General features: G+C 74.1%; 20 protein-coding genes and 1 pseudogene. 8 read left to right on the top strand and 13 right to left on the bottom strand.

Annotated features, from left to right (window positions below; translation table 11 throughout):
* The first annotated feature begins 9 nt into the window (after window positions 1-9).
* The 4 genes from ABZ261_RS22850 (at window position 10) to ABZ261_RS22835 (ending at window position 3,126) form a co-directional block, all read left to right on the top strand.
* Window positions 10-402: a DUF202 domain-containing protein gene (locus ABZ261_RS22850; RefSeq protein WP_356861970.1), complete on the top strand. Its 393-nt coding sequence runs from the start codon at window positions 10-12 to the stop codon at window positions 400-402.
* Window positions 390-725, top strand: coding sequence for a DUF202 domain-containing protein (locus ABZ261_RS22845; RefSeq protein ID WP_356861968.1), 336 nt, complete (start codon window positions 390-392; stop codon window positions 723-725). The genes ABZ261_RS22850 and ABZ261_RS22845 overlap by 13 nt, the downstream gene beginning before the upstream one ends.
* 157 nt (window positions 726-882) lie before the next feature.
* The gene (locus ABZ261_RS22840; RefSeq protein ID WP_356861966.1) at window positions 883-1,905 is read left to right on the top strand and encodes a phosphotransferase family protein; all 1,023 of its coding nucleotides are present in this window, start codon (window positions 883-885) and stop codon (window positions 1,903-1,905) included.
* Between the two features lie 6 nt (window positions 1,906-1,911).
* On the top strand, window positions 1,912-3,126 hold the full coding sequence (locus tag ABZ261_RS22835) for an acyl-CoA dehydrogenase family protein (protein WP_356861964.1): 1,215 nt from the start codon (window positions 1,912-1,914) through the stop codon (window positions 3,124-3,126).
* Between the two features lie 33 nt (window positions 3,127-3,159).
* On the opposite strand, the gene ABZ261_RS22830 is transcribed toward ABZ261_RS22835, so the two are convergent.
* Window positions 3,160-3,753, bottom strand: coding sequence for a TetR/AcrR family transcriptional regulator (locus tag ABZ261_RS22830; RefSeq protein WP_356861962.1), 594 nt, complete (start codon window positions 3,751-3,753; stop codon window positions 3,160-3,162).
* A gap of 318 nt (window positions 3,754-4,071) precedes the next feature.
* On the bottom strand, window positions 4,072-4,842 hold the full coding sequence (locus ABZ261_RS22825; protein WP_356861960.1) for an SDR family oxidoreductase: 771 nt from the start codon (window positions 4,840-4,842) through the stop codon (window positions 4,072-4,074).
* 171 nt (window positions 4,843-5,013) lie between these two features.
* Between ABZ261_RS22825 and ABZ261_RS22820 the strand changes: the two genes are divergently transcribed.
* On the top strand, window positions 5,014-6,234 hold the full coding sequence (locus ABZ261_RS22820; RefSeq protein ID WP_356861958.1) for a DUF1343 domain-containing protein: 1,221 nt from the start codon (window positions 5,014-5,016) through the stop codon (window positions 6,232-6,234).
* Between the two features lie 82 nt (window positions 6,235-6,316).
* Here the strand turns inward: ABZ261_RS22820 and ABZ261_RS22815 are convergent, their stop codons facing one another.
* The gene (locus tag ABZ261_RS22815; protein WP_356861956.1) at window positions 6,317-9,103 is read right to left on the bottom strand and encodes a penicillin acylase family protein; all 2,787 of its coding nucleotides are present in this window, start codon (window positions 9,101-9,103) and stop codon (window positions 6,317-6,319) included.
* Between the two features lie 206 nt (window positions 9,104-9,309).
* Between ABZ261_RS22815 and ABZ261_RS22810 the strand changes: the two genes are divergently transcribed.
* Window positions 9,310-9,912, top strand: coding sequence for a hypothetical protein (locus ABZ261_RS22810; RefSeq protein ID WP_356861954.1), 603 nt, complete (start codon window positions 9,310-9,312; stop codon window positions 9,910-9,912).
* A gap of 138 nt (window positions 9,913-10,050) precedes the next feature.
* Here the strand turns inward: ABZ261_RS22810 and soxR are convergent, their stop codons facing one another.
* The gene (gene soxR / locus ABZ261_RS22805; RefSeq protein ID WP_356861952.1) at window positions 10,051-10,509 is read right to left on the bottom strand and encodes a redox-sensitive transcriptional activator SoxR; all 459 of its coding nucleotides are present in this window, start codon (window positions 10,507-10,509) and stop codon (window positions 10,051-10,053) included.
* Window positions 10,510-10,624: 115 nt separating this feature from the next.
* Here soxR and ABZ261_RS22800 point away from each other — a divergent pair, with 115 nt between their 5' ends.
* Window positions 10,625-11,086, top strand: a complete 462-nt coding sequence (locus ABZ261_RS22800) for a MaoC family dehydratase (protein WP_356861950.1) — start codon at window positions 10,625-10,627, stop codon at window positions 11,084-11,086.
* A gap of 13 nt (window positions 11,087-11,099) precedes the next feature.
* Here ABZ261_RS22800 and ABZ261_RS22795 read toward each other — a convergent pair whose 3' ends face one another.
* From ABZ261_RS22795 to ABZ261_RS22785, 3 genes are all read right to left on the bottom strand, one after another.
* Window positions 11,100-11,723, bottom strand: a complete 624-nt coding sequence (locus ABZ261_RS22795; protein WP_356861948.1) for a TetR/AcrR family transcriptional regulator — start codon at window positions 11,721-11,723, stop codon at window positions 11,100-11,102.
* A gap of 73 nt (window positions 11,724-11,796) precedes the next feature.
* On the bottom strand, window positions 11,797-12,117 hold the full coding sequence (locus tag ABZ261_RS22790; RefSeq protein WP_356861946.1) for a YiaA/YiaB family inner membrane protein: 321 nt from the start codon (window positions 12,115-12,117) through the stop codon (window positions 11,797-11,799).
* 62 nt (window positions 12,118-12,179) lie between these two features.
* Window positions 12,180-13,331, bottom strand: a complete 1,152-nt coding sequence (locus ABZ261_RS22785; RefSeq protein WP_356861997.1) for an acyl-CoA dehydrogenase family protein — start codon at window positions 13,329-13,331, stop codon at window positions 12,180-12,182.
* Window positions 13,332-13,429: 98 nt separating this feature from the next.
* On the opposite strand from ABZ261_RS22785, the gene ABZ261_RS22780 reads away from it, so the two are divergent.
* The gene (locus ABZ261_RS22780) at window positions 13,430-14,065 is read left to right on the top strand and encodes a TetR/AcrR family transcriptional regulator (RefSeq protein ID WP_356861944.1); all 636 of its coding nucleotides are present in this window, start codon (window positions 13,430-13,432) and stop codon (window positions 14,063-14,065) included.
* A gap of 408 nt (window positions 14,066-14,473) precedes the next feature.
* Here the strand turns inward: ABZ261_RS22780 and ABZ261_RS22775 are convergent.
* The 6 genes and pseudogenes from ABZ261_RS22775 to ABZ261_RS22750 form a co-directional block, all read right to left on the bottom strand.
* Window positions 14,474-14,566: pseudogene (locus ABZ261_RS22775) on the bottom strand (alcohol dehydrogenase); the annotation flags it as partial.
* Window positions 14,567-14,584: 18 nt separating this feature from the next.
* Window positions 14,585-15,667 carry a Zn-dependent alcohol dehydrogenase gene (locus ABZ261_RS22770; RefSeq protein ID WP_356861942.1) on the bottom strand — a complete coding sequence of 361 codons (1,083 nt, stop codon included), beginning with the start codon at window positions 15,665-15,667 and terminating at the stop codon, window positions 14,585-14,587.
* An 11-nt stretch (window positions 15,668-15,678) separates the two neighbouring features.
* A complete protein-coding gene (locus tag ABZ261_RS22765; protein WP_356861940.1) occupies window positions 15,679-17,067 on the bottom strand; it encodes an aldehyde dehydrogenase family protein in 1,389 nt (462 codons plus the stop codon).
* A 165-nt stretch (window positions 17,068-17,232) separates the two neighbouring features.
* Window positions 17,233-17,949, bottom strand: coding sequence for a class F sortase (locus ABZ261_RS22760; protein ID WP_356861938.1), 717 nt, complete (start codon window positions 17,947-17,949; stop codon window positions 17,233-17,235).
* Window positions 17,936-18,592 (bottom strand): hypothetical protein, encoded by a 657-nt coding sequence (locus ABZ261_RS22755; protein ID WP_356861936.1) that lies wholly within the window; start codon window positions 18,590-18,592, stop codon window positions 17,936-17,938. The genes ABZ261_RS22760 and ABZ261_RS22755 overlap by 14 nt, the downstream gene beginning before the upstream one ends.
* 263 nt (window positions 18,593-18,855) lie before the next feature.
* On the bottom strand, window positions 18,856-21,096 hold the full coding sequence (locus ABZ261_RS22750) for a molybdopterin oxidoreductase family protein (protein WP_356861934.1): 2,241 nt from the start codon (window positions 21,094-21,096) through the stop codon (window positions 18,856-18,858).
* Window positions 21,097-21,207: the final 111 nt, after the last annotated feature.

The following is a 21,207-nucleotide window of genomic DNA, read 5'->3' as shown; positions in this document are numbered from 1 at the left end:
GTCGGCCGCGTGATCGAGTTCGTACGGAACATCCGGCTGTGGTTCGCGCCGGAGCGGGTGCGGAATGAGGGCGGCACGCCCGACTACCGGTTCTCGCTGGCCAACGAGCGCACGTTCCTCGCCTGGCTGCGGACCGCGCTCGCGCTGATCGGCGGCGGCTTCGCGGTGGACCAGTTCCTGCCGGACCTGCGCTGGGCGTGGCGGGTCGGACTCGCGCTCGCGCTGCTCGGGGCCGGTGCGCTGTGCTCCCTGCGGGCGGTGGACCACTGGGTGCGCTGCGAGCGGGCGATGCGGCGCGGCGAGAACCTGCCCGCGTCCCGGTTCCCGGCGCTGCTCAGCCTGGTCGTGGCGGTGGTGGCCGTGGCGATGGTCGTGGTGGTGCTGACCGGATGGGACGGGTGACGGCGGGGGCGCGGGCGGCGGGCCGGGACCCGGGGCTGCAGCCCGAACGCACCCGGCTGGCCTGGCGCCGTACGACCCTGTCGGCCACCGTGGCCGCCGTGCTCGCCGTGCGGACGGCGCTGCACGGCGGCGCGTCCGCCGAGGGGATCGTGCTGGGCGCGGTGTGCTGCGGGCTGTGGCTGGGCTTCCTGGGCGTGGCGCACCGCCGCATCCGCGCCCTGTCCGCCGGGACCCGGCCGCCCGTGCTCGCCGGGCGCCAGGCCGCGGCGGCGGTGCTGTGCGCGGTGGCGACGGCGGTCTGCGCCGTCGCACTGGTCCTCTAGGTCCGCCGGCGCCTCGGCCGGTGGTCCCCGGGCCGGGGCCGGCGGACCTACCCGTGGCTCCGGTCACGTCCGCCGCGCTCCCGCCGCGGCACTGGACGACATACCGACCGGTCGGCATCATGAGGGGGTCGTGTTCTCCCGTTCACAGGAGTGATGTATGAGCGCCGACCACCCGCCCGGACTCGACCTGGACCGGCTGCGCGCCCTGCTCGACCGCGAGCGCCCCGGTCTGGTGAACGGTCCGCTGACCGGACGGCTGATCGAGGGCGGACGGTCGAACCTCACCTACGCGCTCTCCGACGGCGCCGCCCGGTGGGTGGTCCGGCGTCCCCCGCTCGGCCATGTGCTGGCCACCGCGCACGACATGCGGCGCGAGCACCGGGTGATCAGCGCCCTGCACCCGACCCGGGTGCCGGTGCCGCGGCCGGTGCTGCTGTGCGAGGACGAGGAGGTGCTCGGCGCGCCGTTCTACGTCATGGAGTTCGTCGAGGGCACCCCGTACCGCACCGCCCAGCAGCTCGCCCCGCTCGGCGCGGAGCGCACCCGCGACGCGGTGCTGTCCCTGGTGGACACGCTGGTGGAGCTGCACGCCGTCGATCCCGCCGAGGTCGGACTCGCCGACTTCGGCCGCCCGGAGGGGTTCCTGGACCGGCAGCTGCGGCGCTGGGGCAAGCAGCTGGACGCCTCCCGCAACCGCGACCTGCCCGGCATCGACGAACTGCACGCGGCCCTCGGGCGCGCCCTGCCCGCCTCCCCCGCCCCGGCGGTGGTGCACGGCGACTACCGCCTGGACAACGTCCTCATCGGGGACGACGACCGGATCCGGGCGGTCCTCGACTGGGAGATGTCCACGCTCGGCGACCCGCTCACCGACCTCGGGCTGCTGGTGATGTACAGCCGGCCGCTCGGCATGCCGGACTCCCCCGTCTCCACGACCGCCGAGGCGCCCGGGCACCCCTCGCCGCAGGAGCTGGTCGAGCGGTACGCCGCGCGCTCGGGGCGCGGCGTCACCGCCGTCTCCTGGTACACGGCGTTCGCCTGGTTCAAACTCGCCGTGATCCTGGAGGGCATCCACTACCGGTACACCCTCGGCCGGACGGTCGGCCGCGGTTTCGACCGCATCGGCGAACTCGTGCCCGTCTTCATCGACCACGGACTGACGACCCTTCAGGAAGGCTGAGCTGAGATGGACTTCACGTTCGACGCGCGCACCGAGGAACTGCGCGCCAGGCTTCTGGCCTTCATGGACGAGCACGTCCACCCGGCCGAGGCGGTCGCCGAGGAGCAGCGGGCCGCGCTCGCCTCGCCGTGGGACACCCCGGCCGTCGTCGGGGAGCTGAAGGCCGAGGCGCGCAGGCAGGGCCTGTGGAACCTGTTCCTGCCGGACGCCGAGTACGGCGCCGGGCTGACGAACCTCCAGTACGCGCCGCTCGCCGAGATCACCGGCCGCTCCCCGCACCTCGCGCCCGTCGCGACGAACTGCGCCGCGCCGGACACCGGGAACATGGAGGTGCTGGCACAGTTCGGCACCGAGCAGCAGAAGAAGCAGTGGCTGGAGCCGCTGCTGGCCGGCGAGATCCGCTCGGCGTTCGCCATGACCGAGCCGGAGGTGGCCTCCTCGGACGCCACGAACATCACCACGCGCATCGAGCGGGACGGCGACGAGTACGTCGTCACCGGCCGCAAGTGGTACATCTCCGGGGCGATGAACCCGGACTGCAGGATCTTCATCGTGATGGGCAAGACGGATCCGGACGGGGCGGACATCCGCCGTCAGCAATCCATGGTCCTGGTCCCGCGCGACACGCCGGGCGTCACGGTGCGCCGCGCGATGCGGGTCTTCGGCTACGAGGACCACTCCCACGGCGGCCACGCCGAGGTGGTGTTCGACCACGCGCGCGTGCCGGTGGCGAACCTCGTCGGCGAGGAGGGCGGCGGCTTCGCCATCGCCCAGGCCCGGCTCGGCCCCGGCCGGATCCACCACTGCATGCGGCTGATCGGCATGGCGGAGCGGGCGATCGAGCTGATGTGCCGGCGGGCCGTCTCCCGGACCGCGTTCGGCAAGGCGCTGGCCCAGCAGGGCGTGGTCCAGAACTGGATCGCGGACGCCCGGGTCACCGTGGAGCAGCTGCGGCTGCTGGTGCTGAAGACGGCCTGGCTGATGGACACCGTGGGCAACAAGGGCGCGCACACGGAGATCCAGGCCATCAAGATCGCCACTCCGCGCGCGGTGGTCGGCATCCTGGACCGGGCGATCCAGCTCCACGGGGCGGGCGGGGTGAGCCAGGACCTCCCGCTGGCCGAGCTGTACGCGAGCGCCCGCACCCTGATGCTCGCCGACGGCCCGGACGAGGTGCACCAGCGGTCGCTGGCGCGCAGGGAGCTGAAGCGGTACCGGTGACGGGCGGGGCGGCCCGCCGGGCGGGCCGCCCCCTCACGGGCGCAGCGCCCGCAGCAGCAGGTCGGCGAGGTGGTCGGCGACCTGCTGGGGGGTCAGCGGGCCGTCGGGGCGGTACCACGTCGACAGGTGGTGGACCGAGCCGAAGTGGTAGTCCACGACCAGGTCGGCCGGGGTCGCGGTGGAGAAGACCCCGGCTTCCTGGCCCTCCTCGACGAGCGCGCGGAAACGCTCGTGGTAGCGCCGGCGCTCGGCTCGGACCTGCTTGTTCTTCTCCGGGCTCAGGTGGTGCATGGACCGGAAGAAGATCGACGCGTCGTCGAGGTTCTCGATCGTCGTGACGACCACGTCGGCCGCCGCGTCCCTGAGCCGCTTCTCCACGGGCGCGTCCATCCCGGCGAAGTGGTCCAGCCGCTCCTGCTGGACGCGCAGCACGCGTGCGTACACCTCGTGCAGCAGGTCGTCCTTGGAGCCGAAGTAGTGGTAGAGCGCGCCCTTGGTGACGCCGGCCGCCTCCACGATCTCCTGCACGGAGGTGCGGTCGTAGCCCTGCTCGGCGAAGAGCCGGGTGGCGGCGGCCAGCAGCCGCTGCGGGACGGGCGTCCCGTCTCCGTCCGTCGTCCTGGGCACTGCCGCCACCCGCCTTTCCGGTCTGCTGCTGGTCGTGGTCGTCTCCGGGGAACGCTGTTCCCGACGGAGGATCTTCCCACTCGCCGTCCGGGACGGATCGGGCGGGACCTCCCCCGCCCCGGGTCCCTCCGGGCGGCCGGTCTCCGCGTGCCGGGGCCCGGCGGGCCGGTCCGGATGCCGCACCGGCGCCCGGACGGGACCGGTGCACGCCGTGCCCGTCCGGCCACGGTAGCCGACCCCCGCGCCGGCGACTGCCCCGCGCGCCGCCGGGCGGGAGGTACGCCGGTCGCGGTCAGCGGCGCCGGCCGGGGCGGGCGCTCACCGGGCTTCCTCCCACTTCTGCTGCAGGCGGTTCATGTGCGCGAGCCACCGGTCGGGGTCGCCGGCCCGGAGCTGGTAGAAACCGGCGACCTCGGGGTGCGGCAGGATGAGGAAACGGTCCTCCTCGATGCCCCGGAACAGCGCCTCGGCCACGTCCTCCGGTTCGATCGCGGTCGGCCGCAGCACCAGGTCGCCCGCGCTGCCGGTGGCGGCCAGCATGTCGGTGCGGACGCCCTGCGGGCAGATGGCGTGGACCTTGACCCCCCGGTGGCGGTAGGTCAGGGACAGCCACTCGGCGAAGGCGTAGGCGCCGTGCTTCGTCACGCTGTACGACGGGGCGCCGATCATGGTGAGCAGTCCGGCGGCCGACACGGTCGACACGAACCGGCCGCCGCCCCTGCGGAGCCAGTCCGGCAGCAGCGCGTGCGCCGCACGGACGTGGGCCATCAGGTTGACGTCCCAGGAGGCCGCCCAGGTCGTCTCGTCCGGCGTCCCGGCCAGGTCGCCGTCCTCGAAGGCGACGCCCGCGTTGGCGCAGTAGACGTCCACCGTGCCGCCGAGCGCCTCGCGGGCCGGGGCGACGACCGCGGAGGCGTCGCCGGGCAGGGCGATCCCGCCGATCTCGTCGGCGACCGCCTTCGCCTTCCCGGCGTCCAGGTCGTTCACCACGACCCGGGCTCCGGCGGCGGCGAAGCGCCGGGCCAGCGCGGCCCCGATCCCGCCGCCCGCTCCGGTGACGACCACTCCCGCATCCTGCACGGCTTCCATCCTCGGTCTCCTCGACACGACTCCGGCGCGGCTGCGCTCCGGCTCCGACCGGGGCCAGACTAACCGGTCGGTATGTGTGAAGGAAGGGGAACCGCTCCAGCCTCAAGGAGCGCGGGGAACTGCGCGAGCACCCCGAACGGCCCGCCCGTGCCCACCCACCGGAGGACCCCCATGCACCTGTCCCGGCGCACCCTTCTCGCATCGGCGACGACCACAGCCCTGCCCGCCCGGCTCCCGCACGGCGAGCGCCTGCGCACCGGCTTCGAACGGCTCGCCGCCGACGGCTACGCGGCGCTCGACGGCCTAAGCTGCGGCATCGTCACCAACCCCACGGGCGTCACCCGCGACGCCCGGCACGTCGTCGACGTCATGCACGCCGACCCCCGGGTGCGGCTGACCGCGGTCTTCGGCCCGGAACACGGCTTCCGCGGCACCGCGCAGGCGGGCGGCTCCGAGGGCCGCCACGACGACCCGGCGACCGGACTGCCCGTGTACGACACCTACCTGAAGAGCGGGCGGCAGCTCGCCGACGTCTTCACCGCCTCCGGCGTCGACACCGTCGTCTTCGACGTCCAGGACGTGGGCGCCCGCTTCTACACGTACATCTGGACGCTGTACGACTGCATGGAGGCGGCCCAGCTCGCCGGGAAACGCTTCGTGGTCCTGGACCGCCCCAACCCGGTGACCGGCCGTGCGGCCCTGGGTCCCGTGCTGCACAGGGAGTTCGCCACCTTCGTCGGCCGGCAGCCGGTCGCGCAGGCGCACGGCATGACCGTCGCGGAGCTGGCCCGCCTGTTCAACGGGGAGTTCCTGACCGCGCCCGTGCCCCTGGAGACGGTGGCGATGACCGGATGGCGGCGCAGCCGGTTCTACGACGCCACCGGCCTGCCCTGGGTGCCGCCGAGCCCCAACATGCCGACTCCGGACACGGCCCTGGTGTACTCCGGGACCTGCATGTTCGAGGGCACCAACCTCTCCGAGGGGCGGGGCACCACCCGGCCGTTCGAACTGCTCGGCGCCGAGGGCCTCGACGGGCGCTGGGCCGCCGCCGTGAACGGCCTCGGACTGCCGGGCGTGCGGTTCCGGGAGGCGTACTTCACGCCCACGTTCTCCAAGTTCCAGGGCAGGACCGTCGGCGGGGTGCAGATCCACGTCCACGACCGGGCCGCCTACGACCCGGTGCGCACCGGGATCGCGCTGCTGGTGACGGCCCGCCGGGTGTGGGACGGCTTCGCCTGGCGGCCGGACCACTGGATCGACAAGCTCACCGGTTCCGCCCGGGTGCGCACGATGATCGACGCGGGTGCCGGCACGGACGAGGTCACCGGCGCCTGGCAGGAGGAGCTGGCCGCCTTCCGGCGCATCCGCGGGCAGTACCTCCTCTACAGGTGAGCTTCCGCCGCGCCGCCGCGGCGGAAGCGGCCCGACCGCCCGTCGCCGGCGCCCGCGGCGGGCGGCCGCGGCCCGCGCGGGGTCACCGGTGCGACGTGTACTCCACCACCTGCTGGAACGTCGGCCGGTTCTGCCAGCTGATCCTGCCGTGCTCGATGCCGCCCAGGGGGCGCTGGGCGATGGAGTCGGCGCACCACTGGTCGCCCGCGGAGCACTGGTCGTCGCCCGGGTAGACCTGCGCGGCGGTCAGGCCGGCCGCCTGCTTCAGGGTGCCGGTCAGGACGTCCCGGCAGGCGCCGAGGCCGCCCCCGCCGCAGTACGTGCGGGCGAGACCGCCCCGCACGGGCTCGCCGAGCACGGCCCGGATGTCCTTGTCGACATAGCTCCACCAGCCGTACTGGAAGGAGCTGCCGGCGTGGGAGCCGGTGGGGCCGTGTCCCGCGGACGGCGCCTCGTCGACCGGCAGGTTGCGGGTGATCGCGGTGTACAGGTCGCCGCCGAGTCCCGGCCGGAACTCCGCCTCGACCAGCAGCGGCCACCAGGCGTCCAGGATGCGGATGGCGTCGGCGTGCGCGTACGTCCTCGAACCGGCCGACGTCTCCGTCCTTCTGGCGCCGGCGGCGACCCACGCCCGCAGCCTGTCCACCGCCGCGGCGGCCGCGGGGTCGGTCACCGGCGCGGAGCCGATCACGTCCAGCAGCTTCGGCAGCACGTCCTCGGCGCGCAGATCGGCCAGACCGGCGTCCGCCATGGCCTGCACCAGCTCGGCACGGGTCACCCCGCCCTCCGCGACCAGCTTCCTCACCCGGTCGTCGAGCAGGTTGCCGCGGTGCACGGAGCCGTCGCCCCAGGAGGCGGTCGTGTAGTCCTGGGCCTGCTTGTTGTTCCAGGAGATGTAGTAGTCCTGGTCGAGGGAGTTGGGGTGCGCGGAGGCCGGGGTGCGGTCGGCCGTGTTGGTGACCGGGTCCCAGCCCCGCCACTCGTACGCCTGCTGCGCCAGGACGGGGAACTCGGCGTCGACGCCGTCGGCCCGCACCGGGTTGTCACCGCTGTTGTAGTAGGCGGTGTGCCGGGAGTCGGCGTAGAACCAGTTGAAGGTGTAGTTGATGTGCTGCGCCGCGCTCCGGAAACCCTCCGGCCCCGTGACGTGGCCGGGGTCGTTCAGCATCTGGAAGCCGATGATCGAGTCGGTCTCGTGCAGGTAGGAGGAGCGCAGGGTGGTGTAGGCGACCTTCTTGCCGCCGACCGTCGCCCGGTGCTCGACCGGCCCGTACTTCGTGCGCCACACGCGCATGGTGTACGACCCCGCCGCCGTGCCGTCGGCCGCGGTCGGCTTCCAGGCGTTCTTCTGCTCGATCCGCTCCATGGCGGTGCACGCGCCGTGGAACAGGTAGTGGTGGTCGTCCTGGCACAGCTCGACGGCGTAGGTGTCGATGATGTCCTGGCCGGACGTGGTGGCGCTCCAGGAGTAGTCCTGGCCGCGGCCCAGTTCGACGTACATGCTCAGTCCCGCGAAGGACGCGCCACGGGCGCTGATGCCCGGGCCCTGGATCTCCTGGAGCAGGAGCAGCTGCGGGGCGAAGTAGCCGGTCTGCGGCCCGAAGACGGCGATCGGATGGCCGCCGGCGGTGTGCCGGCCGCTCACCACGAGCGCGTTGGACATGCCCCGCCGGGCGGAGCCGAGCGCGCTCTTCGCGGCGTCGGCCGAGGCGCCGGAGGCGCTCGCTCCGCCCGCGCTGCCGGTGCGGTCGTACACCAGCGGTTCCTCGGTCACCGAGCCGGCGTCGGGCAGCGCCCCGCCCCGGGGGTCGGCGGGCTTGGCGCCGTACGGGAAGCTCCGGCCGTCGTGGACGGTGAGCACGGCCTCGGGGTCGTTGCGCTCACGGAAGGACTCCCAGACCCTGGTGCCCTCCTCCACGCCGTACCGGGCCTGGGCGGCGAGCAGGGACAGGGCGTTGCCGACCTCCCCGCCGCCGCCGGAGCCGAACAGCGAGCCGATCACGGAGGCCAGCGCCACCAGGTCGGTGACCTTGAAGTGCTCTATCGTCCCGGCGTTGGTGATCGAGTCCTTGTGGCCGGTCAGGACGTACTCGCCGGGGAAGTAACGGCCGCTGTCGGAGGCGTCGATGTAGGCGTTGACGCCGGCGATGTAGGCGGTGACGTCGTCGAGGGCCTGGCGGCCGCGGGCGCCGTTCCCGGCCACGACGCCGTCGATCTGCGCCTGGAGGTCGGCCTCGGTGTAGGGCGCGTTGCGGTAGAACTGCTGCTCCAGGCCCTGGTTGGCGGGGGCGCCGCCCGCGAAGGAGGTCAGCCGGCCGCGGCCCACGTGCCGGAAGACGTCCATGAGCCACAGCCGGTCCTCGGCCGCCGCGTATCCGGCGCCGAACTCGGTGCCGTACCGGGTGGTGCCCGTGATGTGCGGCACGCCGGTCTTCTTGTCGCGGACGATCGTCACGTCGCCGCGTCCGGCCGGCTTCTCGGTGGAGGCGACCTGGTCGGTCGGGACGCCGAAGGAGGCGTCGTTGAAGAAGGTGTTGATCGTGGCGTCGGTCAGGCCGCGGTAGCCGGTGGCCAGGCCGGCGTAGGGGCCGAGCTGGTCCTCGGCGTGGGCCGGCTGGGTGCCGAACGCCTGGTTGAGCAGGATCTGGGCGAGGGTCGCGTTGCCGTTCTGGCCGGGCGGCAGGATGTCCGAACACCGGTTGCCGCAGTAGTCGTCGGGCGCCGTCACGCCGGCCGCCGCCGCGCTTCGCGTGAAGGGGGTGAGGAGACCGGCGACGAGGACGCATACCGACGCGGTCTTCAGGAACCCGGAGAGTCGACGGGACGTTCTCGGTCTGTCAGGTGCGATGTGCGGGACGCGCCATGGCATGGCAGCTCCTAGCGACAGGGGTGACCGAACGTTACCGCCGGTATCCCCAGGTTCGAAGATGAACATGCGTCACCTTTCGGGGCGGCACGAGGAGTTCGCGAAGAGATGGAGCCGAATCGCCTGTCGACACGTCTATTCGGCGACGTCCGTGCGACGACGCCGAAGTGACCGCAGTACAGGTGCAGGTGTGACGGAGGTGCAGGGCGATGGCAGGTTTCCGGAGTCTGGCGAGACAAGTACGCGACCCCCGCTGCGATCTGGCGCTGCGGCGGTACTCACTGCGCAAGTGCCTGGAGAAGTTCGCCCCCTACGGGCACCGGGCGACCTGGGACCATCTGTGCTCCCGGGCGGGTTTCGGCCCGGAGGACCGCTCCCCCGATCCGGCGCGGCTCGTGGCCGCACTGGAGGAGCTGGAGGAGGCGCGTGACGTCTGGCTCGCCTACGAGACCGACTTCACCGAGCGGCGCAGGAAGGAGAAGCACGACGGGCTGCGCCGGCCGGGCAGCGTGGACGACTGGCACCGGCTCACCTGGGGCGGGTTCGGGGTCGCGTGGTGCGACGACCCCCGCGTCCACCCCGTGGAACCGCTGGCCGAGGTGCTGCGCCGGCTGATCGCCGCACTGGAGCGGGAGCCGGGCTCGTCCTGTCCGGTGTGCGGCGGGGAGCGTCTGACCTGGAAGTACGGGCTGGACCACGAGCCGTCGTCCGGCCCGGTCTGCACGGACTGCGGCATCCTGGTGCCGCGGCCGGTGCTCACTGCGCAGGCCCTGGAGTACGCGAGGCGGGGACGCCTGCTGATGTCGGCCTGAGCGACGGGACGCCACCGCGCGGCCGGCGGCGGACCCGTTCCGGGCGGGGGTGCGCAGGGGGATGCGCACCCCTTCCACGGCGGGGCGGGGCGGGGCGCCGGGGCGTCCGGGGTCCGCACCGGCCGGGGCCGCGCCTCCTCAGCGTCTTTCGGGCAGCAGCCGCGAGCCCGTCAGCCGCTGGCCGAACACGTCGTCCGGGTTGGACAGGACGCAGTTCTCCAGGGACAGGCACCCGCAGCCGATGCAGTCGGTGAGATGGTCGCGCAGCCGGTTCAGCTGCCTGATCCGCTCGTCGAGTTCGGCGCGCCACTTCTGGGACAGCCGGGCCCAGTCGTCCCGGGTCGGCGTCCGCTCGTCGGGCAGCTCCGCCAGGACCTCGCGGATGGTGGCCAGCGGGATGCCGACCCGCTGGGCCGCGCGGACGAACGCGACCCGGCGCAGGGTGTCGCGGTGGTAGCGGCGCTGGTTGCCGGGAGTGCGGCGACTGGAGATCAGACCCTTGGACTCGTAGAAGTGCAGTGCGGACACCGAGGCGCCGCTGCGCGCGGACAGCTGACCGACGGTCAGCTCGTGGATCTTCTCGGGAATCTGGGGCACCCCTCAGAGATTACCGACCCGGCCCGGCCCGGCTTCCGTTGACATCGACCCCCCGCCCCACCATGCTAAGCAGTTGCTTAGAGATGCTGACTCCGCGACGCGAGAGGCCGGGAACATGGCAGAACCGAGGACCTTCACCTCCCCCGACGAGCTGCGGGCGGCGGTGGGCGAGCCGCTGGGTCACACCGACTGGCTGGAGATCGACCAGAAGCGGATCGACCTGTTCGCCGAGGCGACCGGGGACCACCAGTGGATCCACGTGGACCCGGAGAAGGCCGCCGCCGGGCCGTTCGGGACCACCATCGCCCACGGCTACCTCACCCTGTCGCTGCTCCCGCTCTTCGGACCGCAGCTCATGCGGGTGGAGGGCGTGACGATGGGCGTCAACTACGGGACGAACAAGGTGCGCTTCCCTTCCCCCGTCCCCGTCGGCTCCCGGCTGCGGGCCACCGGGACGATCACCGGCGTGGAGGACGTCACCGGCGGTGTGCAGGTGACGGTCGCCTTCACCGTGGAGCGCGAGGGCGGCGACAAGCCGGTGTGCGTCGCGGAGTCGGTGGCCCGCTACTACCTGTGAGCGCGGGGGCCGGTCACCCGGCGCCCACCATCCGCAGCACGAGGTCGGCGTAGAGCGCGCCGACCTCCTCGGGGGTGCGCGGGCCGTTCACGCTGAACCAGCGGGCCACGTCGATGCAGAGCGACAGCACGGCGAGGGTGGTGCCCTGCACGTCCAGCACGTCGAACTCGCCGGAGGCGACGCCGTCCTCGATGATGCCCCGCACCTCGGCGTCCACCTGGCGGCGCAGCGCGACGATCTCGGCGCGCGCCTCGGGGCCGAGGGCGTCGAGCTCGTACTGCACGACCCGCGCGGTGGTGCGCCGCCCGGCGTGCCAGCGCACGAAGGAGCTGACCGCGTCGGCCAGCCGCTCGGTCGCGCTGCCCTCGCGGCGGGCCGCCGCGCGCAGGATGCCGAGGGCCTTGTCGTGGCCGATCCGGCTGATCCGGTGGAGCAGCTCTTCCTTGGTCTTGTAGTGGATGTAGAGCGCGGCCGGGCTCATGCCGGCGCGGCTCGCGATGTCGCGGGTCGTCGTGGCGTGGTAGCCGCGCTCGGCGAAGGCCTCCACCGCGGCGACGAGCAGCCGCCGGGCCGCGTCCGGGGTGACCTCTTCCCACGGCTCCACTTCGCCCCCGGTCGTCTCCTCCGCCGTACTCATCGCTCGCTCGCCCCTCTCGGTGACAGGAGCACCACCATACCGCCGACGGTGAGCGGGCGCTTAGTGCGGCCGCTCACCGCGGCGCCGGGGGCGCCTGGCGCCTCGCCTCGCCGGCCGGGAAGGGGTCGTGTCCGGCGAGCAGCTTCTCCAGGCGCGCCTGGTCGACGCGGCTGACGATCTGCCCGGCCTCCTGCCGGTCCCGGATCACCTTGGCGAGGGTGAAGGCGGAGGTGACGAGGTAGAGGACGGCGATCGCCAGGAAGCCGCGGACCCAGGCGTCGGCCTCCAGCCGGAAGATCCCGAGGGCGGTGGCCGCCATGGCGACCGCGAAGGAGGCGACGGCCTGGCCGTGGAAGGCGGCCGTGCTCTGCTGTTTGACCGGTGTGTCACTCATGGCGGACAGCATCGGCGCAGCAGCTCCGGCGCCGCATCCGCCGGGATACTCAGCGGAGGTACTCAGAACGCCGAGACCCCGGTCAGGGAACGCCCGATCAGCAGCTTCTGGATCTGGCTGGTGCCCTCGTAGAGGGTCATCACGCGGGCGTCGCGCAGCAGTTTGCCGGCCGGGTACTCGTCGATGTAGCCGTAGCCGCCGAAGACCTGCAGAGCGTTGTTGGCGGCCCGGACGGCGGCCTCGGAGGCGAACAGCTTGGCCTTGGAGGACTCCACGGCGAACGGCTCGCCGCGGTCGACGAGGTCGGCGACCCGCCAGGTCAGCAGCCGGGCCGCGTCGACGTCCACGGCGATGTCGCTGATCAGTTCCTGCACCAGCTGGTGATGGGCGATGGGCCTGCCGAACTGCTCGCGCTCACCGGCGTACCGGACCGCCGCGTCCAGCGCGGCCTGGGCGATGCCGACACAGCCGGCCGCCACCGACATCCGCCCCTTGGCGAGGGCGGACATGGCGACGGAGAACCCCCTGCCCTCCTCGCCGAGCAGCGCGGAGGCGGGTACGCGCACGCCCTCCAGGACGAGTTCGGCGGTGGCCTGGCCGCGCAGGCCGAGCTTGCCGTGGAGGGTGCGGCGGGTCAGGCCCGGGGTGTCGGCCGGCACCAGGAAGGCGGACACGCCCCGGTGGCCGGGGGCGTCGGTGGAGCGGGCGAACAGCAGCACGACGTCGGCCCAGGTGCCGTTGGTGATGAACATCTTGGTGCCGTCGATGACGTAGCCGTCGCCGTCGCGCACGGCCCGGGTGGTGAGGCTGCCCGCGTCGGAGCCGGTGCCCGGCTCGGTCAGGGCGAAGCAGCCGACGTGGTCGCCTGCGGTCAGCCCCGGCAGCCAGCGCCGCCTCTGCTCCTCGCTCCCCCAGGCGGCGATCGTCTTGGCGACGAGTCCGAGCGAGACGGACACGATCCCGCGGACGGACGAGTCGCCGCGACCCAGTTCCTCGGTGACCAGGCAGTACGCCAGATGGTCGCCGCCCGAGCCGCCGTACTCCTCGTCGATGGTCAGGCCGAGGAAGCCGACCTCGCCGAGCTTCTTCACGATGCCGCGGTCGACCTCCTCCGCCCGGTCCCAGGCGACGGCGTGGGGGGCGATCTCGCGCTCCACGAAGTCCCGGGCGAGCCGCCGTACGGCCGTCTGCTCCTCGCTGAGCCCCAGGTTCACCACGAGATCACCCCACCTGACCGATCCGCCGGGATCTTGAAAGCCGCACCTTTTAATTAGCACTGCTAGTTTCCAGTCGCAGCCCTACTATGTGCGCCATGGCCCGACCGCGCAAGCCCCTCCTCAGCACCGACCGGATCGTCGAGACGGCCCGGGACCTCGTGGACCGGGAGGGCCTGACGGCCGTCTCCACCCGCCGGCTGGCCGCCGAGCTGGGGGTCAGCGGGCCCTCCCTCTACAACCACTTCCGCACCAAGGACGAGATCCTGGAGGCGGTGGCGGACTCGGTGAGCGCGCTGGTCGACCTGTCGATGTTCGAGGACGGCCGGGACTGGCGGACCGCGCTGCACGACTGGGCCGTCTCCTACCGGGCCGCCCTGCGCGACCACCCGAACATCGTCCCGGTCCTCGCCCGCGGGCCGGGCCGCCGCCCGGCGGCCCTGCGCCTCGCCGACGCGGTGTACGGCGCGATGGTCGACGCGGGCTGGCCGCCGGCCCAGGCGACGTCCATCGGCGCGGTGATGCGCTATTTCGTCATGGGCTCGGTGCTCGGCTCCTTCGCCGGAGGCTTCGTGAACGACGCCAGCGCCTACGACCCCGCCGACTACCCCCACCTCGGCCAGGCCCATCTCCTCGCCGAGCAGCAGGAGAAGATCGACGAGCGGGCCTTCGAGACCGGGCTCACCGCGCTGCTGGACGGACTCGCCCAGCAGTACGAGCGGGTACGGGCGTGACGGTGCTCCGCCGCCGCCGAAGCACCGGCGCCGCGCGCGGGGTGCGGGGTGCCGGGTGCCGGGTGCCGGGTGCACGACCACCGGCGGCCCCCGGGCCGCGTGCCTCGCCGCGCCGTCCGGGCGACGGCCGGCCGGACCCGGGCCGCGTGCCCTGCTCGTGCTGCTCGACGGGCGGATCCGGACCGCCGGGGACCCGGCCGGGCCATGCCCGGGTCGCCGCGTCGACGCTGAGCGAGCACCTGGACGAGCTCGTCGCGGCGGACTGCTCGCGCTGAGGCCCGGCGGCCGGGCGCGGACCCGCGGCGTGCGCAGGCGCGGGTACGCGGTGGGCGGCCGGCGGGCGGGGAGCCGCGCGGCCGGCGGCGCATGGGGCGGGTCCGGCCCATGCGCCGCCGGCCGCTGGAGGTGGGCCGCCGGGATGCCGTCCAGGCCGATCCGCTCGGTGACCAGCGCCGACAGGTCCAGGCGGCCCTCCCGCACCTGCGCGGCGAGGACCGGGAGGCGCGGCTGCCGGGGGGCTCAGAAGACGATCAGCGCCCGGCCTCCCTTCCCCGCCAGCATGGCGTCGAAGGCCGCCGGGATGCCGTCCAGGCCGATCCGCTCGGTGACCAGCGTCGACAGGTCCAGGCGGCCCTCGAGCACATGCGCGGCGAGGACCGGCACGTCGGCGGCCGGGTCGCTGTTGCCGTAGACGCAGCCGGACAGGGTGCGGCCCCAGTGGAAGATCTCCAGGGCGTTGAAGGTGACCCGCTCGTCCTTGCCGCCGATGCCGACGACCGTCGTGCGGCCGCCCCGGCGGGTGGAGTCCCAGGCGGCGCGGATGGAGACGGCCCGGCCCACGCACTCCACGGCGACGTCCACCCCCTGCTTGCCGGTCAGGGCGCGGATCTCACGGGCGGTGGTGTCGGAGGCGAGGACGTAGTCCGTGGCGCCGGCCGCGCGGGCCAGTTCCTCCTTGCCGGGGGAGACGTCGACCGCGACGATGCGGGACGCGCCCGCGATACGGGCCGACTGGAGGGTGGCGAGGCCGACCCCGCCGACGCCGAACACCGCCACCGTCTCGCCGGGCCGGACCTTCGCCGCGTGGTGGACGGCGCCGTAGCCGGTGAGCACGGCGCAGCCGAGGAGGGCGGCGTCCACCAGCGGCACGCCCTCCGGCAGCGGCAGCACGCAGGACGCGGCGACCACCGTCTCCTCGGCGAACGCGGCGACGTTGAGGCCGGGATGGAGGTCGGTGCCGTCGGCGGTGCGGGCGTGGACGGCGGCGGCGCCGTTCATCGCGTTGGCGCACAGCCAGACCTCGCCGAGCGCGCAGGCGTGGCACGCGCCGCAGGACGGGGCCCAGTTGAGGATCACGGGCGTGCCGGGCGAGACATGGGCGACGCCCTCCCCGACGGCGACGACCGTGCCGGCGCCCTCGTGGCCGAGGACGGCCGGGACCGGCACCCGCAGGGTGCCGTTGGACAGGGACAGGTCGGAGTGGCAGACGCCGGCGGCGGCCAGGCGGACCCGGACCTGCCCGGGTCCCGGGTCGGGCAGCTCGATGCCGGTGATCTCCAGCGGGGCCCCGACGGCGGGCAGGACGGCGGCTCGTACGGCCATGGTCGACTTCCTCAGAACTGGAGGGACTTGGTCTGGAGGTACTCGGCGAGTCCGTGCGCGCCGAGTTCCCGGCCGACCCCGGACTGCTTGTACCCGCCGAAGGGGGCGAGGGGGTTGAACCGGCCGCCGTTGATGTCCACCTGCCCGGTGTCCATGCGGCGGGCGAAGGCCACCGCCTCGGCCTCGTCGGCGGCCCAGACGGCGCCCGCGAGGCCGTACACCGTGCCGTTGGCGATGCGCAGGGCGTCCTCCTCGTCCTCGTACCGCAGGATCGCCAGGACCGGCCCGAAGATCTCCTCCTGGGCGATCGTCATCTGGGGGGTGACGTCCGCGAAGACGGTCGGGCTCACGAAGTAGCCCTTCTCGCGCGGGGCTTCGGGACCGCCGGCGACCAGGCGGGCGCCCTCGGCGACGCCCTTCTCGATGTAGCCGCGCACCCGGTCCCGCTGCTTGGCGCTGACCAGCGGGCCGATGCGGTCGCCGTACTTGGCGGCGGCGGTGGCGGCCAGGCCGACGGCCTCGTCGTACTGGTCGCGGTGGACCAGCATGCGGGTCCAGGCGCTGCACGTCTGGCCGGAGTTGGCCATCACGTTGGCGACGCCGACGTTGACCGCCCGGGCGAGGTCGGCGCCCGGCAGGATGACGTTGGCGGACTTGCCGCCCAGTTCGAGGGCGACCTTCTTGACGGCCGCGCCGGCCGCGGCGCCGATCCGCCGGCCGACCGCCGTGGAGCCGGTGAAGGAGACCAGGTCCACGTCCGGGTGTTCGGCGAGCGCCTGTCCGGCGACCGGCCCGAGGCCGGTGACCAGGTTGAACACGCCCGCGGGCACGCCCGCCTCGTGCACCGCCTCGGCGAACAGCTGGGCGGTCAGCGGGGTGTCCTCGGCGGGTTTGAGGACGATCGTGCAGCCCGCGGCGAGCGCCGGGGCGACCTTGGCGACGATCTGGTGGAGGGGGTAGTTCCACGGGGTGATCGCGCCGACCACGCCGATCGGCTCGTGCAGGACGGTGGAGTTGCCGACCGTCTCCTCGAAGGGGTGGGCGGCGGCCAGCTCGGCGTAGGACCCGGCCACCGCGATCGGCATGCCCACGTGCACGGCCTGGGAGAACGGCAGGGGCGAGCCCAGTTCCGCGGTGACGGTCCCGGCGATCTCGTCCTTGCGGGCCGCGAGGACGTCCCGGAGGGCGGCCAGGCGGGCGGCGCGCTCGGCCGGGGGCGTGGCCGACCAGGCGGGGAGGGCGGCGCGGGCGGCGCGCACGGCGGCGTCGACGTCCTGGGGGCCGCCCGCCGGGACCCGGCCGACGACCCGCTCCTCGGCCGGGTCGACGACCTCGATCATGCCCCCGCCGCCGGCGGGACGCCAGGCGCCGTCGATGTACAGGGCGTCGTGTGCCTTCATGGTGCTTCCTCCCGGCGGGTCTGCCTCGTCCGGCACACAAACTAGCGATGATAGTTTTCGGACGCCAGACATTCCCGGCCGCTTCCGCGCCGGGACGCGCACCGGGACATCATGGCGCAAGGACCGGCCGGTGCGGGCCCGGAGCCGCACCGGCCGGTCCACCGGTCATCTGGTCGCGCTCAGGTGGGCGAAGACCACCACGTTGCTGGTGTAGCCCGTCCGCCGGCTGAAGAGCCCACCGCAGGTGATGACCCTCAGCTCGGGCCGCCGGGCGGGGCCGTAGACCTCGTCGTCGGGGAAGCCGGCCTTGTCGAAGACCTTCACCCGGTCCACGGCGTAGACGGCGGTACGGCCGTCGGCGCGCCGGACCTCGATGAGCCTGCCGCGCCCGACCTGGGCGAGTGCGGAGAACACGGCGGGCCCGGTCCGGGTGTCGCGGTGGCCGACGGCGACCGCGGTGCCGGGCTCGCCCGGCGTGGGGCCGCCCTGGTACCAGCCGACCAGCTTCGGCTTGTCCACGGGCGGCGTCTCGAGCTGCCGGTTCCGGTCGAGCCGGAGGGGTGCGACCGGGGCGTCGATCCCCAGGGAGGGCACCCGGAAGACCGTCGGCCGGGACCGGGGCAGCGGGCGGGGCGGCCGCGTCGGGGCGGCCGGCGCCGCGGCGTCCGCACGGCGCGCGCCGCGCCCGTCGGCCCGGGAGGAGTCCGCGCCCGGGGCCGCGACGGCGTCCGGCCCGCCCGCCCTGCCGGGCGCGACCGGTCCGCCGTCCGCACCGCACCGGGGCCACATCGTCACCAGGACGGCCACCAGCAGGGCCGTCCTGGCCAGGCGGTAGGCGCGGGTGCGGTGCCAGGGCCTGCGTCGGCGCCTACGCGGCACCATGGGGCCGGCGGCGGTTCAGCCGGAGGTACACGACACAGCCGACGGCGACCAGGCCCACGGCGGCCGCGCCGGCCACCGGCGCGTACGCGGCCGCCGTGTCGATGAGACCGCCGCCGCCCGCGTGCACCCCGCCCTTGGGTCCGTTCTGGTCGCCCTTCCCCCAGGCCGCGTCGTCGTGCCGGTTGTCGGTGATCTGCTCGCCGGGACCCCGCCCTTCGTGCTGGTCGCCACGGCAGTTGACCCGGAAGACCTTCTCCCTGGGCGCACCCCCCACGACCCAGGTGAGCCTGTACTGCCCGTCCGCCAGTCCGAGCGGATCGGTGTGACCGGCGCCCCCGGCGAGCTGGATGGTGCCGGCGACGGTGGCCGAGGTGGGCAGCGGGGGCTGCGGCGTGATGGTGTAGCCGATGGCGGGCAGCACGTCGAAGTTGACGGCGTCGAGGTAGAACCTGCAGACGACCGGATCGTCCTTGGAGACCCCGAAGGGCACGCCCACGCGGTGGATCCTGATGTCGCCGTTCTCCCCCTGGGCCACCGCCGCCGGCGCCGCCGCCCACGACGCGCCGGCCGCGGCGAGAGCGGTGAGAACGACGGTGGCGCCCGCGCGGGAGCCGAGGCTGCGTGGGGGTGTGAGGGTGGGCATGGATGTCCTCCGAGTCAGACGATTTTCATACAAATCGCTCTTTCGCCTGGACTCTGCGCCATGCACCCCGCGCTCGCGGGCACCGAAGCCCGGCGCGCCGCCAGAGATCGCTCGTGCGGCGCAATTCCGTACGTCCGCACCCCCTCCGCGCCCCTCGCCCTGGCACATCCCACGCGGGGGGCCCGGCGGTGCGACGACGTCAGGACCGCGCTCGGGGCCTCAGCGGGACGCCGGCCCGCCGGCCCCGAGTTCGAGAGCCCGGGTCACGGCAGCGGGGCCACGGCGGTCAGCTCGACGGGGATGCCGTTGAGCACCGCGTTGCCCGAGAGCGGGTCGAGCAGGCTGCCGTCGAGCAGCTGGTTGACGTTGACGCCGGGGTCGGTCGCGGCGTGCCGCAGACGGGTGCCGGGCCGGTCGTGGCCCCAGCCGTGCGGCAGGCTCACCACCCCGGGGCGGACGGCGTCGGTCACCTCGGCGGGGGCCACCACCTCTCCCCCGGCGCCCCTGACCCGTACGCCCGCGCCGTCGCGGACGCCGAGGCGGGCCGCGTCGTCGGGGTGGATGTGCAGGGTGCAGCGGTTGCTGCCGCCGGTGAGGGCGGGCACGTTGTGCATCCAGCTGTTGTTGGAGCGCAGGTGGCGCCGGCCGACCAGGACGAGCCCCGCGGGGCGCTCGTGCAGGGCCCGGCGGAGCCGGGGCAGGTCGCCGGCGATCGGCTCGGGCAGCAGTTCCACCTTGCCGCTGCGGGTCCGCAGCGGCTGCGGCAGGCGGGGGCGCAGCGGACCGAGGTCGATGCCGTGCGGGCGGGCGAGCAGCGCGGCCAGGGACAGCCCGTCGGCGCGGGCGCCGAAGCCGTCGCCGTACGGGCCGAGGCGCAGCATCATGTCGAGCCGCCGCTCGGGCCCGTTCTCACCGGTGAGCTGGGCGGCGAGTTCCCGCGGGTCGCGGCCGTGCACCGGTGAGTGCTCGTCCCGCACGGCCTTGCCGAGGGTCTGGTCGACGACCATGGCGTCGACGGCGCCGGGGTCGGTGCCGTGCCTGCCGCTCGCGGCGAGGATCAGCCGCGCGAGGATCTCGCTCTCCGCCATGCGGCCCGGCTCCAGCGGGACGGCGGGACGGGTGTAGCGGACCTGGTTGCGGACGGCGAGGGCGTTGAAGGCGAAGTCGTGGTGGGGGCTTTGGGAGGGCGGGGGCGGCGGCAGGACGACGTGCGCGTGCCGCGAGGTCTCGTTGAGGTAGGGGTCGACGCTGACCATGAAGTCCAGCCCGCTCAGGGCCTTGTCGAGCCGGTCGCCGTCGGGCGCGGAGAGCACCGGGTTGGCGGCGACGGCGATCAGGGCGCGCACCGGCGTGCCGTCGCCGGTGGCGGTGTCGATCTCCTCGGCGAGCGCGGAGAGCGGCAACTCCCCCTTCACCTCCGGGTGTCCGCTCACGCGGGAGCGCCACCGGCCGAGGGCGAAACCGCGTCCGGGACCGGCCGGCCGGGGCGTCCGGTCGGTGGCGGCCTGCGGGAAGAGGGCGCCGCCGGGCCGGTCGAGGTTGCCGGTGAGGACGTTGAGCACGTCGACCAGCCAGCTCGCGAGGGTGCCGTGCGGGACGGTGCAGCTGCCGATGCGGGCGTAGACGGCGGCGGCGGGGGCGGCGGCGAGTTCCCGGGCGAGGGTGCGGATCACCGCGGCGTCCAGGTCGCAGGCGGGGGCCACCGCCTCGGGGGTGAAGTCGCCGATCGCCTCGCGGAGTTCGCCCAGTCCCCGGACGTGCGGGGCCAGGTCCTTCAGATCGACCAGGTCCTCCGCGAAGAGGGTGTGCGCCGTCGCCGCGAGCAGCAGGGCGTCGGTGCCGGGACGGATCGCCAGGTGGCGGTCGGCGAGCCGGGCGGTGCGGGTGCGGCGCGGGTCCACGACGGTGAGCCGGCCGCCGCGGGCCCTGAGGGCCTTGAGCCTGCCGGGGAAGTCGGGTGCGGTGCACAGACTGCCGTTGGACTCCAGGGGGTTGGCGCCGATGAGGAGCAGGTGGCCGGTGCGGTCGAGGTCCGGCACCGGTATGGCGAGCGGGTCGCCGAACAGCAGGCCGCTGGAGACGTGCTTGGGCATCTGGTCGACGGTGGAGGCGGTGAACAGGCTGCGGGTGCGCAGGGCGGCGAGCAGGACGGGCGGGTAGAGGGCGCCGGCCACGGTGTGCACGTTGGGGTTGCCGAGGACCACGCCGACGGCGTCCGGGCCGTACCGCTCCACGACCGGGCGCAGGCCGGCGGCGACCCGGTCGAACGCCTCCTCCCAGCCGGCCTCCCGCAGACGGCCGTTCTCCCGGACGAGCGGGGTGCGCAGCCGGTCCGGGTCGCCGTCGACGGCGCCGAAGGAGGCGCCCTTGGGGCAGACGAACCCCTTGCTGAAGACGTCGTCCCGGTCGCCGCGGGCGCCGGTGACGCGGGTGCCCTCGACGGTGAGGGTCAGCCCGCAGGTGGCCTCGCACAGGGGGCAGATTCGCAGGGCGGTGCGGGACACGGGTCCTCCCGGAGGATCGGCGGCGGCGCGCCCGGGCGCGGACGGGCACGGCTGCGTCGCCCGGCGCGACGGACTCCGGGCCGAGCATACCGACCGGTATGCCCGGTGGGG

Source organism: Streptomyces sp. NPDC006193, assembly GCF_040613915.1.
GTDB lineage: Bacteria > Actinomycetota > Actinomycetes > Streptomycetales > Streptomycetaceae > Streptomyces.
This window is presented reverse-complemented; position numbering and strand designations above follow the sequence as displayed.

Excerpts from the sequence above, each read along its gene's own strand:
- ABZ261_RS22845 (WP_356861968.1), top strand. The coding sequence starts at position 390 with ATGGGACGGGTGACGGCGGGGGCGCGGGCGGCGGGCCGGGACCCGGGG.
- ABZ261_RS22840 (WP_356861966.1), top strand. The coding sequence starts at position 883 with ATGAGCGCCGACCACCCGCCCGGACTCGACCTGGACCGGCTGCGCGCC.
- ABZ261_RS22835 (WP_356861964.1), top strand. The coding sequence starts at position 1,912 with ATGGACTTCACGTTCGACGCGCGCACCGAGGAACTGCGCGCCAGGCTT.
- ABZ261_RS22825 (WP_356861960.1), bottom strand. The coding sequence starts at position 4,842 with ATGGAAGCCGTGCAGGATGCGGGAGTGGTCGTCACCGGAGCGGGCGGC.
- ABZ261_RS22820 (WP_356861958.1), top strand. The coding sequence starts at position 5,014 with ATGCACCTGTCCCGGCGCACCCTTCTCGCATCGGCGACGACCACAGCC.
- ABZ261_RS22815 (WP_356861956.1), bottom strand. The coding sequence starts at position 9,103 with ATGCCATGGCGCGTCCCGCACATCGCACCTGACAGACCGAGAACGTCC.
- ABZ261_RS22810 (WP_356861954.1), top strand. The coding sequence starts at position 9,310 with ATGGCAGGTTTCCGGAGTCTGGCGAGACAAGTACGCGACCCCCGCTGC.
- ABZ261_RS22800 (WP_356861950.1), top strand. The coding sequence starts at position 10,625 with ATGGCAGAACCGAGGACCTTCACCTCCCCCGACGAGCTGCGGGCGGCG.
- ABZ261_RS22795 (WP_356861948.1), bottom strand. The coding sequence starts at position 11,723 with ATGAGTACGGCGGAGGAGACGACCGGGGGCGAAGTGGAGCCGTGGGAA.
- ABZ261_RS22790 (WP_356861946.1), bottom strand. The coding sequence starts at position 12,117 with ATGAGTGACACACCGGTCAAACAGCAGAGCACGGCCGCCTTCCACGGC.
- ABZ261_RS22780 (WP_356861944.1), top strand. The coding sequence starts at position 13,430 with ATGGCCCGACCGCGCAAGCCCCTCCTCAGCACCGACCGGATCGTCGAG.
- ABZ261_RS22770 (WP_356861942.1), bottom strand. The coding sequence starts at position 15,667 with ATGGCCGTACGAGCCGCCGTCCTGCCCGCCGTCGGGGCCCCGCTGGAG.
- ABZ261_RS22765 (WP_356861940.1), bottom strand. The coding sequence starts at position 17,067 with ATGAAGGCACACGACGCCCTGTACATCGACGGCGCCTGGCGTCCCGCC.
- ABZ261_RS22760 (WP_356861938.1), bottom strand. The coding sequence starts at position 17,949 with ATGGTGCCGCGTAGGCGCCGACGCAGGCCCTGGCACCGCACCCGCGCC.
- ABZ261_RS22755 (WP_356861936.1), bottom strand. The coding sequence starts at position 18,592 with ATGCCCACCCTCACACCCCCACGCAGCCTCGGCTCCCGCGCGGGCGCC.